11 protein-coding genes are annotated in these 17,684 nt (G+C 48.1%); 6 read left to right on the top strand and 5 right to left on the bottom strand.

Features of this window, described 5'->3' with window-relative positions; genetic code table 11:
- Window positions 1–257: 257 nt before the first annotated feature.
- From Q7V32_RS15735 to Q7V32_RS15725, 3 genes are read right to left on the bottom strand one after another with little or no spacing between them, the layout of a single operon-like run.
- On the bottom strand, window positions 258–1,817 hold the full coding sequence (locus Q7V32_RS15735; protein ID WP_304897928.1) for an HD domain-containing phosphohydrolase: 1,560 nt from the start codon (window positions 1,815–1,817) through the stop codon (window positions 258–260).
- Window positions 1,789–3,369: a DUF3365 domain-containing protein gene (locus Q7V32_RS15730; RefSeq protein WP_304897927.1), complete on the bottom strand. Its 1,581-nt coding sequence runs from the start codon at window positions 3,367–3,369 to the stop codon at window positions 1,789–1,791. The genes Q7V32_RS15735 and Q7V32_RS15730 overlap by 29 nt, the downstream gene beginning before the upstream one ends.
- 50 nt (window positions 3,370–3,419) lie before the next feature.
- The gene (locus tag Q7V32_RS15725; RefSeq protein ID WP_304897926.1) at window positions 3,420–5,294 is read right to left on the bottom strand and encodes a methyl-accepting chemotaxis protein; all 1,875 of its coding nucleotides are present in this window, start codon (window positions 5,292–5,294) and stop codon (window positions 3,420–3,422) included.
- 779 nt (window positions 5,295–6,073) lie between these two features.
- Here Q7V32_RS15725 and Q7V32_RS15720 point away from each other — a divergent pair.
- The 6 genes from Q7V32_RS15720 to Q7V32_RS15695 all read left to right on the top strand — a co-directional run bounded on the left by Q7V32_RS15720 (window position 6,074) and on the right by Q7V32_RS15695 (window position 16,015).
- A complete protein-coding gene (locus Q7V32_RS15720; protein WP_304897925.1) occupies window positions 6,074–7,474 on the top strand; it encodes a CmpA/NrtA family ABC transporter substrate-binding protein in 1,401 nt (466 codons plus the stop codon).
- A gap of 74 nt (window positions 7,475–7,548) precedes the next feature.
- Window positions 7,549–8,565 carry an ABC transporter permease gene (locus tag Q7V32_RS15715; RefSeq protein WP_304897924.1) on the top strand — a complete coding sequence of 339 codons (1,017 nt, stop codon included), beginning with the start codon at window positions 7,549–7,551 and terminating at the stop codon, window positions 8,563–8,565.
- Window positions 8,566–8,577: 12 nt separating this feature from the next.
- Window positions 8,578–10,329: an ABC transporter ATP-binding protein gene (locus Q7V32_RS15710; protein WP_304897923.1), complete on the top strand. Its 1,752-nt coding sequence runs from the start codon at window positions 8,578–8,580 to the stop codon at window positions 10,327–10,329.
- Between the two features lie 158 nt (window positions 10,330–10,487).
- Window positions 10,488–12,035, top strand: a complete 1,548-nt coding sequence (locus Q7V32_RS15705; RefSeq protein ID WP_304897922.1) for an alginate export family protein — start codon at window positions 10,488–10,490, stop codon at window positions 12,033–12,035.
- Between the two features lie 56 nt (window positions 12,036–12,091).
- Window positions 12,092–13,315, top strand: a complete 1,224-nt coding sequence (locus Q7V32_RS15700; RefSeq protein ID WP_304897921.1) for an NAD(P)/FAD-dependent oxidoreductase — start codon at window positions 12,092–12,094, stop codon at window positions 13,313–13,315.
- A gap of 9 nt (window positions 13,316–13,324) precedes the next feature.
- Window positions 13,325–16,015 (top strand): nitrate reductase, encoded by a 2,691-nt coding sequence (locus Q7V32_RS15695; RefSeq protein ID WP_304897920.1) that lies wholly within the window; start codon window positions 13,325–13,327, stop codon window positions 16,013–16,015.
- A 16-nt stretch (window positions 16,016–16,031) separates the two neighbouring features.
- On the opposite strand, the gene Q7V32_RS15690 is transcribed toward Q7V32_RS15695, so the two are convergent.
- The gene (locus Q7V32_RS15690) at window positions 16,032–16,571 is read right to left on the bottom strand and encodes a response regulator (protein WP_304897919.1); all 540 of its coding nucleotides are present in this window, start codon (window positions 16,569–16,571) and stop codon (window positions 16,032–16,034) included.
- A gap of 107 nt (window positions 16,572–16,678) precedes the next feature.
- Entirely contained in the window at window positions 16,679–17,674 is a 996-nt protein-coding gene (locus Q7V32_RS15685) for an ABC transporter substrate-binding protein (RefSeq protein WP_304897918.1), read from the bottom strand.
- Window positions 17,675–17,684 lie beyond the last annotated feature (10 nt).

Here is a 17,684-nt window from a genome sequence, read left to right as displayed (position 1 = left end):
AAAAAACAAGGTAAGCGAAGTGACATAGCAAGATCAGTCCGGTTAGAGACTCAGAATAGTATCAATAAAAGCGTATGGGTTGTGTTCAAATACGGCAATCGTCCGATCTCAATACTGTTTAATTTGTAGGAATGGGCCATGCCCGTGATTGAACCACCTTAAATCGCAGGCATGGCCTGCTCCTACAATTCTGCCTATCGATTGATTGGGATGGCCTTAACTTAACGGTTTGATGAACGTTAGGATGAATGGTCGTCTCACTCGATGGTTTTGACGGCATTCTCAATCGTTTGATCGAATCCTCCATTATCCAATACGTTTAAAAAGGCGGCGACTACATCGGGGTCAAATTGTGTTCCGGCTCCAGTGGCGATACTTTCTCTTGCATCCTGGGTGCTCCAGGGTTGTTTGTAGGGCCGCCAGCTTATCATTGCGTCAAATACATCAGCGACTGAAACAATTCTGGCAGCGAGCGGTAATTCCGAAGACCGCAGGCCTTGCGGGTAACCTCCGCCATCCCAGCGCTCATGGTGAAACAAGGCAATTTGCCGCGCCAGTTCAAAGGCCCGATCGTGACCTAGAATATTGGCCCCCAGTGTAGTATGGGTTTTGATGATTTCAAATTCTTCCGTCGTCAACTTGCCGGGTTTGGACAGAATATAATCAGGAATGCCGATCTTGCCCACATCGTGCAAACGGCTTGCTTTGCCGAAGCAACACGCCTCATTTTTATCAACATTCATGGCTAGCGCGATCGCATGCGTGTAATGATCCAGCCGATTGACATGCCCGCCGGTCGCTTTGTCTTTGTATTCGGCTACTTCAGCGAGCATGTCAATGGCGCTTTCAAATGAATTGATGATAGTGCTGTGTAGTTCGAAATTTTCCAGGGCTTGCGAGCATTGGCGGGCAAAGATAGTGATCAGGCTCCGATCAATTTGGGATAAAGCCTCGATAGGCTCAACATAGATATAGCCGACCGGCTTGTCGGCTATCTTTAACGGCAGGACTTCCGCTTTGTCGCGTAATTGAGAAATCGGTTGATCGTAAAGAATACTGTTGACGCATTGCTGATGAATTTCGTCAAAGCGCGGATTATCGACAAAATGATCGGTGTAGGCTCTGATCTTGATTTCATCATTATTGATGGTGGTGATGACGCCTTCCAATGAACCCATGTAAGTGGTGGGCGAGAGTCGGCACAGTCCGATTACTTGGGTCAACATGCCGTTAAAAAAATTGGATAACCGGCTATGATCCAGATTATAGATGGCCGGTGTAGCTTTTAATACGCACTCTAAACCCAGACGATTGGTGTTGATGGTTTGCAGGTCACGAAAGGCTTTTAGCGCTGAACGAACCGTTGTGTAAAGCCGGGAAGCCGTCAGTTCGGTTTTGTCTTTGTAATCGTCTATGTCGTAATGATCTATGACATAGCGTTCCGGGGCCATTCCGGGCTGGCCGGTACGAATGACGATACGTAACATGTCGTTATTAAGCTGATAACGGATATGATCAACCAGTTTCAGTCCGGCATCATCGGTCTCCATTACTACATCAACCAATGCCACGGCGATATCATTATGTTTTGCCAGTTGGTCCATCGCCTCTTGTGCCGATCCGGCTTCGATAAATTCGAGATAGCGGCTGGCAAACGTAAAGTCACGCAGACTGATACGCGTCAGCGTGCGCACATCCTCTTCGTCATCGACAATTAGAATCTTCCAGAAATACCCCCCCGTTTCGCTGTCGGGAGGCAGGTTATGACCGCTGTTATCTTCGCTTCGGTCAGGGTTTGAGCGACGGATTAGCTTCATAACGGTTTCCTTGATTAGGCGGGTTTTCAATCGGACATTCAATGTGGATATGAGACCCTAGGCCGGGTCTTGCTTTAATATGAATTGCACCGGCCATTTGATGAGTAACGATAGTATAGATGACATAAAGTCCCAAGCCGGACCCCCCGCAGTCCCGTCGGGTCGTGAAAAAAGGTTCGAAAGCCTGACGGCAAACCTCATCGTTCATGCCTGCGCCATCATCCTGGTAGTCAATGACGAGCTTCCCGTCACTGTTTTTAAAGGTTTTGATCAGAATGCGTCCGGTGCGTCGACCTTCATCGAAACCGTGAGTGACACTGTTGGTAATCAGGTTGGTGAGTATCTGCTCCAGTAAACCGGGCGCACCGTATAATTTGAGCAGGGGATCGCAGTCGACAACAACCTTGATGGCGGTTTTTTTCAAGACATTGCGTAGCGTGGTCAATACATCCTGTATCAGTTCAGCCAGCTGAAACTCGCGTTTATGCTCAGAACCCCGGTCGATTGATGTGCGTTTAAAACGCTGAACCAAATCTGCGGCGCGGCGTAAATTGGCCAAAGCCAAATCGTGACTTTCGCTCAGATAATCGATCTGGGTAGAAAACTCTATTTCGCTGACTTCATCTAGGGTCAACAACTGTTTCAGGGTTTTGATGGTCTCGTCGCTGTGACTGATTGCGCCGACGGCCACACCGACCGGTGTGTTCAATTCATGGGCGAAACCAGCGACCAAACGTCCCAGTGATGCCATTTTTTCGGTGGCAATCAATTCAGTACGGGTGGCTTCCAGCGACATAATCGTGTCATCCAGACTGCGCCATCGACGAGCCAGTAATTCGATCAGGACCCAGCTGATTGTGACCAGCAGAACGTAAAAAAAGCCGTGATTGATCACGGTAGCCATAATTTCGTTTTGCGTTGCCTGCTCAATGGCCTGATAAGGCATGCTCACGCTGATGCCACCCCGCACGTCACCTAGTTTATAGCCTTGTTTGGCGTGACATGCCAGGCATGGTTGCTTGACGGCTAAAGGGGCCATATAACGCAGGTAACTTTGATCATTGATGTTTTCGATGCTGAACTTTTCAGATTTACCCTCCTCGAATTCTTTCAGCGCCAAAGCTTCCCAATCGTCCGGTCCGTTTTCAGGTCTGATGGGCTTTAAGCTGGTGATATGCAGATGCAGGTTGAGATGTTCATCGCTCATGGCCAGATCTGCAATTTGCCGGGTCATATAGGCCGGATTGATCATGGTCAACCGGCGTTTGTCAGCCAGTTCCAAATCCCGGTCAGGATGTTCCAGATAGGGATTAGGTTGCGTGTCAGCGCTTACTAAAGCATAGACTCCCTGGTGTTCTGCATTCCATTGCCGGGTCAGGACAATTATCTGAAAAATATTGCGCGCCCCGACGGTCGTTACTTCCAGATTATGATGACGAACCGAGCTGATGCGAAAATATAACGATGCCGCCAGAATCATCGTGATCATCAGTAGCAGCAGAGGGAGGTGCACTCTGCGAAGCTGGGCATCGATGGCTGTTTTTTCTTTCATGAGCAGGGTTTGCGGTATAAATAGAAGAGGGGATTCATGTTTTGGGTAACTTACTGCAGTTTGAAAAATCCAATTTGACCCATCAATAACTGGCTTTGATCATTCAGTTCTTCTGATGTAGCGGCTAATTGTTCGGATGCGGCGGCATTTTGTTGAATGACGTTATCCAGTTGCACGATTGCCTGACTGATTTGCCGGACACCCGTGGCTTGTGTGTCAGATGCAGAGGCTATTTCCTGCACCAAGCTGGCGGTTTTCTGAATGTTAGGCAGCACTTCATTCAATAGATTTCCAGCTTTCTTCGCGATGGCCAAGCCATTTTTGGCGAGCGTGCTGATTTCGTTGGCGGTTTCCTGACTGCGCGTGGACAGTTTACGAACTTCAGTAGCCACCACGCTGAAACTGGCGCCATGTTCACCGGCTTTAGCCGCGACAATCGAGGCATTCAAAGATAGCAAATTGGTTTGATAAGCTATTTCTTCAATTAAACTGATTTTGTAGGCAATTTTTTCCATGGCTGCGACCGTATCATTGACTGCTTGCCCGCCATCGACAGCAGTGGCTGCTGCGGTGATCGCAATCTTTTCGGTGATTTGCGCGTTTTCGTGATTGTTTTCAACCGTGCCGGTCAGTTGCTCAAGCGCGGCGCTGGTTTGTTCGATGCTGGCCGCTTGTTCGCAGGTGCTTTGGCTCAAAGTTTGAGCCGCATTGTTGACTTCCTGGGATGCCTGGGCAATTTGCTCCGAACAAGTACTGATGGTGCCGATGACATCGGCTAAGCGTTTTTGCATGGTCAGCATCGCTGCAAAAATGCCGACATGACGAGACGAGTGAGCCTCTGTGCGTCGGTCCAGTTGGCCGGCAGCGATTTTTGCCGTCATGGCACTGACTACTTGAGGTTCTCCGCCCAGTTGATGGGCAATGTCTTTACTGATAATCCAGAACAGCATGAATGATAATCCGCCGATTATGGCAATGAAAATGCCGTTAAAAATTAATTGGCGGGTGGCTTCCTGCCGGATGCCGGTTGAAGTCGCCATAGCATCATTCGCGATGAAGTTTTCTACCTCTTTCAGTAAATCAATTTTGCCGGTTTGCATCGCAAACCAGTGGCTCGCATCGACGCCAAATCCGCCTTTTTCAGCTTTGTCCAAGGCTTTGCGCCGCATCCTGGCGGTCTCTTCTATCGTTTTGCCGGACAAAGTGTGCTTGAAAAAATCTTTATATTCGGTGGGTGCTACAGTGGTAAACAAGTCTAAATAAGTATCCTGGAAGGCAATCAAGCTGACCAGTTTTTCGTACATGCCGGGGCCAAAAACGTCTCTTGTAAACGTATTGGTTAAAACTGCACGCTCTATGCCGGCTTGTTCCTTGCCTTTAAGAAAATTGGCGTAAGCATCCAGTTTATGGTTAATGTGAACATTGGTGCTGAACTGGGGCAGTTGGGCGATGATATCCAGATAAGCGGCATTCAGGTTGGAATAATAAGCGAGGGTAGTTTCTCCGCTAGCCGTTAACGCGCTGACACCCCGGCGGGTTGAGATGAGCCCGGCCATTTGCCTGTCTGCGCTGTCCATGCTTTCGGCAATTTCGCGACTGAGTTCCTTATCGAATTCGCTGAGAAATTGATTCAACTTTTTGAGACGGGCATCGGTGGTTTCGCGCTGCCGGACCAATTCGGTTTTAAATTTTTGCCCACGGCTGCCCAAATGGCCAGCCGACATCCCTCGTTCCTTCTGTAATTCATGGACCAGATCACTGACATGCACGGATAAATTTGCCAGCGAAATAATTCTCTCGGCCGATTGCATTTCATCCACTTGATGGATAACTATAAAAGACGATATCAACAGCAAACCCGAAAGGGGTAATAAGGCGATTAAGGCAATCTTAAAGTTGAATTTCAACTTATGTAGGCTAAACATCGAGTTCCCTCATTAAGTCTCGTGCAGTAATATTTTCGATTGAAGCAAGGACGTTGAGGTCATACCGGGGGATGAAGGTCTTGTCATTCCTGCTCGGTGGATTTGATCAGGCATCTGTCAATCAGGAAATCGCTGATCTTCGCTACGAAAATGTGGTTTTTAGTATAGAGCATTGACTTGATTTGTTAATGGGAGGCAACGGTTAAACCCTTAGGGTTGGTCAATTTCTTTGTGGTTGTAAAAGTTGAGAATAAGGTCTCTAGGACCCGCTGGATTAAATCCCAATGCCATTAACTTAAATGTATACCCATCGTAGATCGAAATTAGGCACTGCCGAAATTTGAAGTGCGAAAGGTATATTTTGTAGGAGCGGGCCATGCACGCGATTGATCTACCTTTGACTGCGAGCATGGTCAGTTCCTACGATACTGACTATCCAGGCATTACGATTAAACCCCGCGTGCGCAATATTGGTGCTTGTTTTAGCTTTAATGTGCAATTTATGCACTAACTTGAGGCCGTTAAAGCCGTCTTCACTTTTCTGCCGGCTGTTTTTACAATCGTCTTAACTCTATGTTCTATAAAGTTAAAAAATTTTATATCGGTGTTTTAATGAAAATTGGCAATAGTTTTGCATTGTAATTTGTAAATCCCCCAGTGCTGGGGTCTTAATCAAGCTCACTGTCGAGCAAACAAGACAAAGGCGTCTATCGTGCGAGGTTTCCCACCTCTCTCGCATGTAGACGCCTTTTTTTATGCCACATTTTCGGAAATTTCTTATGAAACAGTTTAACAATCACCTTTCAAAGCGATGGCTTACCGTTCTCTCCGCTTCACTGTCTTTTTCGGTATTGACCTTTTCACCGGTAACTCAGGCTGTTGAAGGCATTGAAAAAGAAGACCTCAAATTCGGTTTTATCAAGCTGACCGATATGGCACCACTGGCCATTGCCTATGAAAAAGGCTTTTTTGAAGAAGAAGGGCTTTTTGTTCAGATCGAAGCACAAGCCAACTGGAAAGTACTTTTAGACCGGGTTATCAACGGCGAACTGGATGGTGCTCACATGCTTGCCGGTCAGCCTTTGGGAGCCACCATCGGTTTTGGTACGAAAGCCGAAGTCGTTACGGCTTTTAGTATGGATCTAAATGGCAACGCGGTGACTGTCTCAAACGATGTCTGGCAGCAAATGAAACCCCATGTTCCCATGGCGGATGGCAAACCTGTTCACCCGATTAAAGCCGATGCATTGAAGCCCGTTATCGATAAATATAAAGCTGAAGGCAAGGCTTTTAATATGGGTATGGTCTTTCCGGTATCGACGCATAACTATGAATTAAGGTACTGGTTGGCCGCAGGCGGCATTAAACCGGGCTTCTATGCGCCACCTCAAGATACCAACGGTCAAATTAATGCGGATGCTTTGTTGTCGGTCACACCCCCACCGCAAATGCCCTCGACGCTGGAAGCCGGAACTATTTCCGGTTATTGCGTCGGCGAACCCTGGAATCAGCAAGCTGTATTCAAAGGTATAGGTGTGCCGGTTGTAACTGATTATGAAATCTGGAAAAACAATCCTGAAAAAGTATTCGGCGTCAGTAAAACCTGGGCCGATAAATACCCGAACACCCATTTGGCGGTGGTCAAGGCTTTGATCAGAGCGGCAATGTGGCTTGATGCGGAGAACAATAAAAACCGTCCGGAAGCCGTTAAGATTCTGTCGGACAGTAAGTATGTCGGAGCCGATTACAATGTGATTGCTAATAGCATGACCGGTACTTTCGAGTATGAAAAAGGCGATAAACGCTCCTTGCCGGATTTCAATGTGTTTTTTCGTTATAACGCAACCTATCCGTATTACAGCGATGCAGTTTGGTATCTGACTCAAATGCGCCGCTGGGGTCAAATCAACGAATATAAATCTGACGATTGGTATATGGAAATTGCCAAACAGGTTTATCGCCCTGACATTTACATGGCTGCGGCTAAAGAATTAATCGCTGAAGGAAAGGCCAGTGCCAGCGATTTTCCCTCTGGAAGTGAAACCGGTTTCAAATCGCCACAAACAGAATTTATCGACGGAATTGTTTATGACGGGACCAAACCTAATGAATACCTGACGAAATTCCCGATCGGCTTGAAAGCCAAACAAAAAGTGGTCGATGGAAAAATTATTGAGTAATTACACACAACCCGGGTTAGAGGCAATAACGGTTTTGAACTTGGGTTTAGATGTCGCTTCAAGAGGTAGGAACAATGAGCAATAAGTTAATCAAGTTTTTTACGATAACAGGGCTGACCTGGTTTGTCCCTTTTGTAAAATTATGCTCCGGAGAAAATCCTGCCCATCAATTCAGGCAGATTTTGCAGATGATAGGGGTGCCATTACTTGCTTTCATCTTTTTTCTGGGGCTTTGGAGCGTAACGGCAGCACGCATTCATACCAGCTTGGGCGCCATTCCAGGTCCGAGTGCGGTTTGGCATGAAGCAGGAATACTTTTGCAGGATCATTACACTGAAAGAGAGAAAGCCACCCGTTTTTATGAACGCCAACGTTTAAGCAATGAACAGAAACGGGCCAGTAATCCTGATGCCGAAACCAGAGTGCGCAATTACACGGGAAAACCGACTTACCTCGATCAGATTTTTACCAGTCTTTATACTGTTTTTGTCGGTTTTTCAATTGCCACTATTGTTGCTGTTCCGGTCGGTATTCTATGCGGCATGAACCCAATAGTCAGAACCGGATTGAACCCGTTGATACAAATTTTTAAGCCGGTTTCGCCATTGGCCTGGTTGCCGATTGTGACGCTCGTAGTCAGTGCCCTTTATGTCAGTAATGACGACTCCTGGTTCGAAAAGGCATTTTTAACATCAGCGATTACTGTGACTTTATGTTCACTATGGCCGACTTTGATCAATACGACAGTGGGTGTCTCATCGATTGACAGTGACCTGGTCAATGTCGGAAAAGTGTTAAAGCTGAACTGGGGCACGCAAATCAGAAAAATCATTCTGCCTTCCGCGCTGCCCTACATCTTTACCGGTATGCGCTTATCGCTGGGCGTGGGTTGGATGGTGTTAATTGCTGCGGAAATGCTGGCTCAAAATCCGGGGCTGGGCAAATTTGTCTGGGACGAGTTTCAAAACGGTAGTTCCAATTCTTTAGGCCGCATCATGGTGGCGGTATTTACGATAGGCATCATCGGCTTCATTCTGGATCGCGTCATGCAGTCGCTGCAAAACGCTTTTTCGTTCGGTCGCCAAATTTAAGAGGGAGCCGTCATGTCAGCAGTTTTACGCAGTGTCGAAGTCGAGGGCCGGTTGGCAGTGGTTAAACCGGTGATCAGTCAACAGATTCAACCGGCCATTCAGTTAAAACAAATTGCCAAATCCTATGGTGAAGGGCATAACAAAACCTCAGTTTTAAAAGATATCAATCTCAGTATCGAGGATGGCGAGTTTATCGCTATTGTCGGTTTTTCCGGCAGCGGTAAAACGACGCTGATTTCGTTGATCGCAGGATTGATTCATCCTGACCAGGGACAAATCCTGAAGTCAGGCTTACCGGTCACTTCACCGGGACCTGATCGCGGCGTGGTGTTTCAGAATTACTCGCTGATGCCTTGGCTGTCGGTATTCGACAACGTCGCATTGGCGGTTGATCAGGTTTACAAGCATTGGCCTGCCGCGCAACGCAAAGCGCAGACTGAAAAGTATATTCGTATGGTTAATCTTGGGGCGGCGATGGACAAAAAGCCTGCCGAATTGTCCGGCGGCATGCGTCAACGGGTTAATGTCGCCCGGGCTTTGGCTGCTAATCCGGAAATTTTGTTGCTGGACGAGCCGCTGAGCGCATTAGACGCTTTGACGCGAGGTAAGCTTCAGGACGAAATTCTGAAGATTTGGGAGCAGGAGAAAAAAACCGTCATTTTAATTACCAACGATGTCGATGAAGCGATTTATATGGCTGATCGGGTTATCCCATTGAATCCCGGTCCCGGCGCTACTTTCGGCCCCGAGTTTAGGGTCGGTCTTGAACGTCCCAGGGACAGAACCGAGCTGAATCACAATCCTGAATTTAAAAAATTGCGCGCCGAAATCACCCGTTATCTGATGCAGATCGGCATCGCTCAGACACAAGATACCGGGCAGGATAAAGTCGTTCTTCCCGATGTCAGGCCCAATACCAGTAATGATTGGAAACTGGATCATTCGGCGCTCAAGCCCAAGCTGGACGAAAAGGAAAAGCCGCGCTATCTGGAGTTTTCCAAATTGTCCAAAGTGTACCCGACTCCGAATGGTAACAGTTCGGTCATGGTGGTTGACGGCTTCGATCTGATGATGAAAAAAGGTGAATTTATTTCGATCATCGGGCATTCGGGTTGCGGAAAATCCACCGTATTGTCGATGACGGCAGGACTCACCGGCATTTCTGAAGGCGGTATTGTTCTGGATAATAAGGAAATTGACGGAGCAGGACCCGACCGGGGTGTGGTCTTTCAGGCACCCAGTTTGTTTCCCTGGTTGACCGCGTTTGAAAACGTCAGTCTGGGGGTCGATAAGGTCTATCCGCATGCATCGCAAAGCGAGCGTGATGACATCGTTGAATATTACCTGACCCGCGTTGGATTAGCGGGATCCCTGCATAAAAAAGCGGCCGAAATGTCCAATGGAATGCGGCAGCGGGTCGGTATTGCCAGAGCATTTGCACTTTCCCCCAAATTATTGTTACTGGACGAGCCGTTCGGCATGCTGGACTCGTTGACCCGTTGGGAGTTACAGGAAGTGTTGATGGAAGTGTGGGAAAGAACCCATGTGACCGCGATCGTAGTAACTCATGATGTAGATGAGGCCATTCTGCTAGCCGATCGGGTTGTGATGATGACTAACGGTCCTCATGCCAAAATCGGCAAGATTGAAACCATCGATTTACCCAGGCCGCGTACGAGAAAAGCGTTGCTTGACCATCCGGATTATTACAAGTACCGGGAAAGCTTACTTACCTTTCTGAACGAGTGCGAACATAAGCATTGATTTTAGATGATTCATCGAACACTGATTCATTCAAACGATCATGAAAAAACGGAGCGGCATTGCGTTTTTAACAAGAAAGCCACAATCAACCAGAACACAGCCACTTACTCAAGGGTAAGGCCGTAAACGAATTTTTGCTTATTATAAGGGGAATAGCCATGTTGTCAGTTAAAGCGTTATCGCTGCAAAAACACACGTGCCGAACACGTAACCGCGCCGCATTATTATTTTGCTCACTAGCCATATCTGCAATCAACAACGAATCGTTGGCCGCGGAAAATCAAAAGCCCCTCGGGCAAATCGTGCCGGGATTGACGATGACGGGCGAATTGCGTGGCCGTTATGAAGCGTGGAATTTTTTCGAACCCGGTCTCCCATCCGTCACGACGCCAACCGATCACGAATATGATTTTTGGGCAACCCGTACTCGCTTAGGTTTAAAGTTAGAAACCGATTGGGTCGATGGTCTGGTTCAAACGCAACATGTCGGACTCTATGACTTGCCGGCTAATGCATTCGCTCCCGCCGTCGGACCGCTGGGACTGGGCGGTGCTTACTACAGAGATAATGAAAGCCGTTCGAAAAGTCTGTCCGATTTGCATTTGCAGGAGCTTTGGCTGAATTTCAAAATGGGCTGGCTGGGCGCTCCCGGTTTAAATCTTAAACTGGGTCGTTTTGGTGTCAATGAAGGCTTGGAATATAAGACCGGTGACAAGAGTTTCGACTTCTTGAAAACCAGCCGTGTTTCGCAACGCTTGATCGGCAATTTCGATTTCACTCATGCGGGACGAAGATTCGATGGATTTTCCGTCGTTTACGACAAGCCTGACTACAACTTTACCGCAACCGGCGTGCGTCCGACTCAAGGCGGATTTAATATCGATGTACAAAGTCAGATCAGCGCGTTAGATGTGTTTTATACCGCATTGACCAGCAAACGCAATGCTTTGCTGCCGGGTACCGAAGCGCGATTGTTCTATCTCTATTACAACGATGCTCGAAACATTCGGGTTGTTGATAACCGACCGTTAGCACAACGCTCCTTCGCCAAAGATGACAATGTGCGCGTCCATACCATAGGCACTCACTCTTTGACTCTTTTACCGATTGGTCCTGGTCAATTCGATGCGTTGGTTTGGGGCGCTTACCAATTCGGCGACTGGACCGACCAAGAGCATCGTGCATGGGCTGGAACTGCCGAGCTGGGTTATCAATTTTCGCAACTGCCGTTAAAACCTTGGTTTAGAGGTGGCTATACCCGGTCTTCCGGAGACGATGATCGTAACGACGGCACCCACAAAACCTTTTTCCAAGTCTTGCCGACCGTTCGACTCCAAGCGCTTTTCCCCTTCTATAACTTGATGAATATCGAAGACACCTATGCTCAATTTATCGTATCGCCGTTGGACAACGTCCAGGTTCAGATGAATTATCATCATCTTGCTCTCTCATCCACGGATGATTTGTTTTATGCCGGCGCCGGCGCAACCAGTCGGACTGGGTCCTTCGGTTATTTCGGACGAAACGGCGGTGGTTCAAGGGATGTGGGGCAGCTCATAGATGTTTCGTTAAGCCACAAATTAAATGATCACGTCAGCTGGAATATGTACTACGGACACGTTTTCGGCGGAACGGCCATGAGCAATGCCTACACGAACAACAAAAATGCCGATTACGGGTTTGTCGAAGTCCAATTCAATTTCTGATTCTGCTGAAAATATTCGTTTAGCCATCGTTCTGGATTATTTTAAGGATAATGATCATGAAACTAAAATTAGTCGTGATTGGTAACGGCATGGCAGGCATGCGCACCGTTGAATCCTTGATCGAATCGGCACCCGACTTATATGACATCACCGTATTCGGCGCCGAACCTTACGGTAATTACAATCGCATTTTGTTGACTCCGGTCTTGTACGGCGAAAAACGGGTCGATGACATCATGATTCACGACTTCGCCTGGTATCACAAACACGGTATCACGCTGTATTGCGGTCCTGATAAAACGGTTGTCGATGTCGATAGGGAAAAACAGATCGTCATTGCCAGGGATGGAACGCAGGCTTATTACGATAAATTGTTGATTGCAACTGGCTCTGTGCCGCTGATTTTGCCCATTCCGGGACGTGATGCCGACGGCGTCATGAGTTTCCGGGAAATTGCCGATGTCGAGGCCATGATTGAAAAATCCGAAACCAGGCAGCATGCCGTGGTTTTGGGTGGCGGTTTATTGGGTATTGAAGCGGCCAACGGCTTACAGCAACGCGGTATGAATGTTACCGTCGTCAATCGCGCCGGGCATTTATTGAATCGGCAGCTTGATGATCAGGCAGGCGCCATGCTGAAGAAACAACTGGAAAGCAAGGGGCTTAGCTTTAAATTAGGCTGCACCATCAATAACATTATTGCCGTTGAAGGTCATATCAGTCAGGTTGAACTCAGCGACGGATCCGTGCTGCAAGCTGATCTGTTGATCATGGCAACCGGCATTCTGCCCAATATGATGCTTGCTCGGCGCATCGGTCTGGACTGTGAACAAGGCATTGTGGTCGATGACAGTTTGCGTACCAGTGATCCTGCCATTTACTCAGTAGGCGAGTGCGTGCAGCATCGCGGAGAACTTTTCGGGCTGGTTGCGCCGGTTTATGAGCAAGCCAAAGTGTGCGCGCAGCATTTGGCGCATAAAAAAGCGCCGGTGTATCAAAGCCTGCAGCCTGCGACGCGTCTTAAAGTCACGGGTATCGATTTGTTTTCGGCGGGCGATTTTGCCGGTGAAGCCGGTGCCGAACAGATTGTTTTTATTGACCCGGCCTTAAACATTTACAAAAAATTAATCATAAAAAACAGCTTGATTGCCGGTGTGTTGTTGTACGGCGATACGGCTGACTCGGCCTGGTATCTGGATTTACTGAAGAATAAGATTGATATTTCACCCTTGCGTGATGGCCTGATTTTTGGGCAAACGCCCTTATCCGTCGCTGCATAAGCTGTTGTCATGATAAAAACTCAGATTAAAACAACGTGTCCCTACTGTGGGGTCGGCTGCGGCATCATCGCAACAGTCGATGACCCCGCCGGTCATCAGGTGAGCATTCAAGGTGATCCGGAACATCCGGCCAACTTCGGGAAACTGTGCTCAAAAGGCGCGGCATTAAGCGATACCGTTTCGCTGGAAAACCGGCTGCTGTATCCAGAAGTTAGCGGAAAGCGCTGTGACTGGGATACGGCGCTGGATGCGGTAGCCGATGGATTGACTCGTATTATTCGTGATTATGGCCCTGATGCTGTGGCTTTTTATGTCTCCGGTCAGTTGTTGACCGAAGATTATTATGTCGCCAATAAATTGATGAAAGGCTTTATCGGTTCGGCGAATATCGATACCAATTCCAGGCTTTGCATGTCTTCAGCCGTTGCCGGCTATAAGCGGGCTTTTGGGGCCGATGCGGTTCCTGGTAATTATGAAGATCTGGAATTGGCCGACTTAATCGTATTGACCGGATCGAATACCGCCTGGTGCCATCCGGTTATATTCCAGCGTATCCGAAAAGCGAGGGAAAAAAATCCGTCCTTAAAAATAGTGGTCATCGATCCGCGCAGAACGGCTACGTGCGACAGCGCAGATCTGCATTTGGCGGTTAAGCCGGGCATGGACGGACTGTTGTTTAACGGCTTGCTGAGCTTTCTGGCACAAACCGGTGCATTGGATAAAGTCTATATAGACGCTCACACCGAAGGTTTTGACTCGGCGTTGGTTTCGGCAATGGCCAGTGCCGGAACTATTGCTGACGTGGCTGAGGGTTGCGGCTTGACGGCAGCGGATGTTGAACAGTTTTTCAACTGGTTTGCCGGGACTCGCAACGTTGTGACGGTTTACTCTCAAGGCATCAATCAATCCGGTTCCGGTTCGGACAAATGCAATGCGATTATCAACTGCCATCTGGCGACGGGGAAAATAGGCCAGCCAGGCATGGGGCCTTTTTCATTTACCGGTCAGCCCAATGCAATGGGGGGCAGGGAAGTGGGTGGTCTAGCCAATACCCTGGCCGCGCACATGGAGCTGGATAATCCTGAACAGGTTGACCTGGTTGGCCGCTTTTGGGGATCCGATCGTGTTGCGGCGCGACCAGGGTTGAAAGCGGTGGAACTGTTCGATGCTATTTATGACGGCAGCGTTAAAGCGGTCTGGATTATTGCGACCAATCCGGTTGTGACCTTGCCGAATGCCGATAAAATCAAAGCCGCATTGAAACAATGCGAGCTGGTGATTGTTTCCGATTGTATCGAAGCCACGGATACAATGGATTTGGCGCATATCAAATTGCCGGCCTTGGGCTGGAGTGAAAAAGACGGCACAGTCACCAATATGGAGCGCCGTATTTCCAGGCAGCGGCCTTTGTTTCAGGCCTCCGGCATGGCCAAACCCGATTGGTGGATTATCTGTCAGGTCGCGACGCGAATGGGTTACCGGGAAGCGTTCAATTACCGGACCAGTGCTGATATTTTTCGTGAACATGCGGCCTTGTCGGGTTTTGAAAATGATGATTCAGGGCTTGTGCGCGATTTTAATATTTCCTCGTTCGCCGGGATTAAACAGGAACAATTTGACCAATTGCAGCCCGTGCAATGGCCTGTTACAGACAATGCCCCCGACGGAACGGCGCGGCTCTTTGGCGATGGTCAGTTTTATACGGTTTCAAAAAAAGCACAGTTTATCGCTATTCAACCGCGTCCGCCGGTCAATGCGCCAAACCGGCAATACCCGTTTACGTTGAATACCGGACGACTGCGTGATCAGTGGCATACGATGACCCGCACCGGCTTGTCGGCCAGACTGAATGCACACAAACCAGAGCCCTTTGTTGAAATTCATCCTGCCGATGCGGCCGAATATAAGCTTAAAACACAGGATCTGGCCGTTTTGGAAAGCCGGTGGGGCAGTATGATTGCCCGGGTTGTAACGACCGATAGTCAGCAGCCCGGCAGCGTGTTTGTACCTATGCACTGGACAGCTCAACTCAGCAGCCGGGGCAGAATCGGAGCCTTGGTCAATCCGGTTGTCGATCCTTGCTCAGGGCAGCCGGAAAGCAAGCAAACGCCGGTTGCAATCGCCCGTTATCCCGCGAAGTGGTACGGGATGATTTTGTCGCGCTCACCGTTAATGATCACTGGTATTGAATATGTCGTCAAAATCAAGGGCAATGGCTTTAGTCGTTATGAATTGGCGGATAGCACGCAGCCGCATCATTGGCGGCAATGGCTAGAGACAATACGGTCAAAACCGGTTGAAAATAATGACTGGCTGGAATACAGCGATCCTGAGTTAGGTGCGTACCGGAGCGCTTTAGTCATTGATAACCGGTTGGACTGCTGTTTATTTGTCTCGTCCACGCCGGTGTTGCCGGAACCGGCCTGGTTGGCAACGTTGTTTTCACAAGAGACGCTAAGCCGGGCCGAACGTTTACGTTTGCTTAGCGGACTGCCGCCAATGGGTGGCGAGGATTGCGGACGTATTGTTTGTTCGTGTTTCAATGTGGGGGAGAAGTCGATTGCCAAAGCGGTCAAAACATTCGGATTGAATAATGTTGAAGAGATTGGCCAGCGATTAAGTGCAGGTACCGGCTGCGGTTCGTGTATTCCTGAGTTAAAAAAATATTTAAGTCAAAATGCCGCCGCTGACCGGGCTTAAATAGCGTAAGCCGCCTTTATTCAATCGAAACAAAATCTGAATAAGGCTTGTTGGGTAAGCGGGTAAGTTTGAACCAATAGGCGTCGATTATTCTGAACGTATCGATAAAAGCGGCCATGTCGGTTGGTTTGATAATATGACTGGCTGCGCCCAGTTGGTAGGACGTGGAAATTTCGCTTTCCGAATCGGCTGAAGAAAAGACAATCACCGGAATATATGACAGGTTGATATCCGATTTGATTTCAGTCAAAAATTCCTGGCCGTTCATTCGGGGCATATTGACATCCAGCAGAATGATATCGGGGCTCTGAAATTCGGCATTTTCACTATTGCCGTTCCTAAGAAATTCCAGCGCTTCCAGTCCGTCTGTCACATGGTGAAGTTGGCACTGAATCTTATTTTCTCTGAGCGCCATCTTGACCAGATTTGCCTCGGCAGGTTCATCCTCAATCAGCAATATTCTAAAATTAACCGCATTGTAACCGGTCATGATGGACGGCTTATTGAAGCTGGCAATTGAAATTTTTGTTTGCTGTTTTTCATACGGGGTTGTCACTCTTAATGCATTGTTTGGCGATTGGCTTATTCGAATTAGAAATCTTAACTTCAAGTGCTTTTTTGTGGCAGAGGTTGCCTGTTTTCTTGATAAGTTTCACTGGAATTTTAGAGTATTGTGGGCAGAAAGCTAGAATCAATCAGGTTATTCAGCGTATCGCTACGATTGATTTTTCCGATTTGAAGCAACACCTTGTTCAGATGGGTGGCGCTTTCAAGCAGGACGGGCTTATTGCCGGATAATAAGCGGTGATTGTTTATCAGATCGGGTAATACTAGGCCTTTGTAAGCATTGAGTACATTTTTGGGTGGCAGATTCAAATGTTTGGCCATGCGGTAAGAAGCATCTTGTGGATTGGTGTTGAGATGATAAAGGCCTTTAAAATGAGCTTCGATAAGATGCATGATTGCCTGTCTATAGCTCACTTTCAGCCGGTCAGTTCTTACCGCCAAAGCATCTACAATCAAATTAGGTGTTGACCGGCTATCAAAAAGCTTTACCGCGCCATCGGCCAACAACTGGCTGGCTACCGGCTCGTAAGTCACTAGGGCATCAACCTGCTGGTTTTTCCAGGCATCAAGGTGGTCTGCGATAGTCAACGGTACTTTGATGATATCGGTTGATGACAAATCGGCTGCTTCCAATGCTTTGTGGAGAATCAGGCTGGAAACCGAACCTTCTTCTACCCCGATTCGTTTGCCTTTGATATCGGTAAGGAGGTTGATGCCGGGAAAGGCCAGCAGCATGTCGGCACCGGCAGATATATTAAAAATGGATACAATCGAAAGGGCCACTCCTTCGGATCTGGCTGTCAATATTTCATCCATCGTCAATGCTGCGCCATCGGCTTGTCCTGCTTTCAGCTTTTGTAAAGAGTCCGTTGCGGAACGCGTTTCAATGAGAGCCACCTGGTTTTTATCCAGCCAGTTTTCCCGCATCGCTAAAAACATAAACTCGTATCCGGGCCACGCGTGAGCAGCTATGGATAGAGGTTTGCTGAATATTGCTTCACATCCTGAAAACAGCGGCAATAAACCCAATGCGCTTAGCTGAGTGATGAATTGCCGGCGGGTAAGGCGGGTTTTTTCTGGGTTTAATACCATGCTAAGGCTC

The organism is Methylicorpusculum sp. (assembly GCF_030651835.1).
In the GTDB taxonomy this organism is placed as follows: Bacteria; Pseudomonadota; Gammaproteobacteria; order Methylococcales; family Methylomonadaceae; genus Methylicorpusculum.
The sequence above is the reverse complement of the archived record's forward strand: the minus strand, read 5'-3'. Positions and strand labels throughout refer to the sequence as shown.

Coding starts and splice junctions, on each gene's coding strand:
- Q7V32_RS15735 (WP_304897928.1), bottom strand. CDS start 1,817: ATGAAGCTAATCCGTCGCTCAAACCCTGACCGAAGCGAAGATAACAGC.
- Q7V32_RS15730 (WP_304897927.1), bottom strand. CDS start 3,369: ATGAAAGAAAAAACAGCCATCGATGCCCAGCTTCGCAGAGTGCACCTC.
- Q7V32_RS15725 (WP_304897926.1), bottom strand. CDS start 5,294: ATGTTTAGCCTACATAAGTTGAAATTCAACTTTAAGATTGCCTTAATC.
- Q7V32_RS15720 (WP_304897925.1), top strand. CDS start 6,074: ATGAAACAGTTTAACAATCACCTTTCAAAGCGATGGCTTACCGTTCTC.
- Q7V32_RS15715 (WP_304897924.1), top strand. CDS start 7,549: ATGAGCAATAAGTTAATCAAGTTTTTTACGATAACAGGGCTGACCTGG.
- Q7V32_RS15710 (WP_304897923.1), top strand. CDS start 8,578: ATGTCAGCAGTTTTACGCAGTGTCGAAGTCGAGGGCCGGTTGGCAGTG.
- Q7V32_RS15705 (WP_304897922.1), top strand. CDS start 10,488: ATGTTGTCAGTTAAAGCGTTATCGCTGCAAAAACACACGTGCCGAACA.
- Q7V32_RS15700 (WP_304897921.1), top strand. CDS start 12,092: ATGAAACTAAAATTAGTCGTGATTGGTAACGGCATGGCAGGCATGCGC.
- Q7V32_RS15695 (WP_304897920.1), top strand. CDS start 13,325: ATGATAAAAACTCAGATTAAAACAACGTGTCCCTACTGTGGGGTCGGC.
- Q7V32_RS15685 (WP_304897918.1), bottom strand. CDS start 17,674: ATGGTATTAAACCCAGAAAAAACCCGCCTTACCCGCCGGCAATTCATC.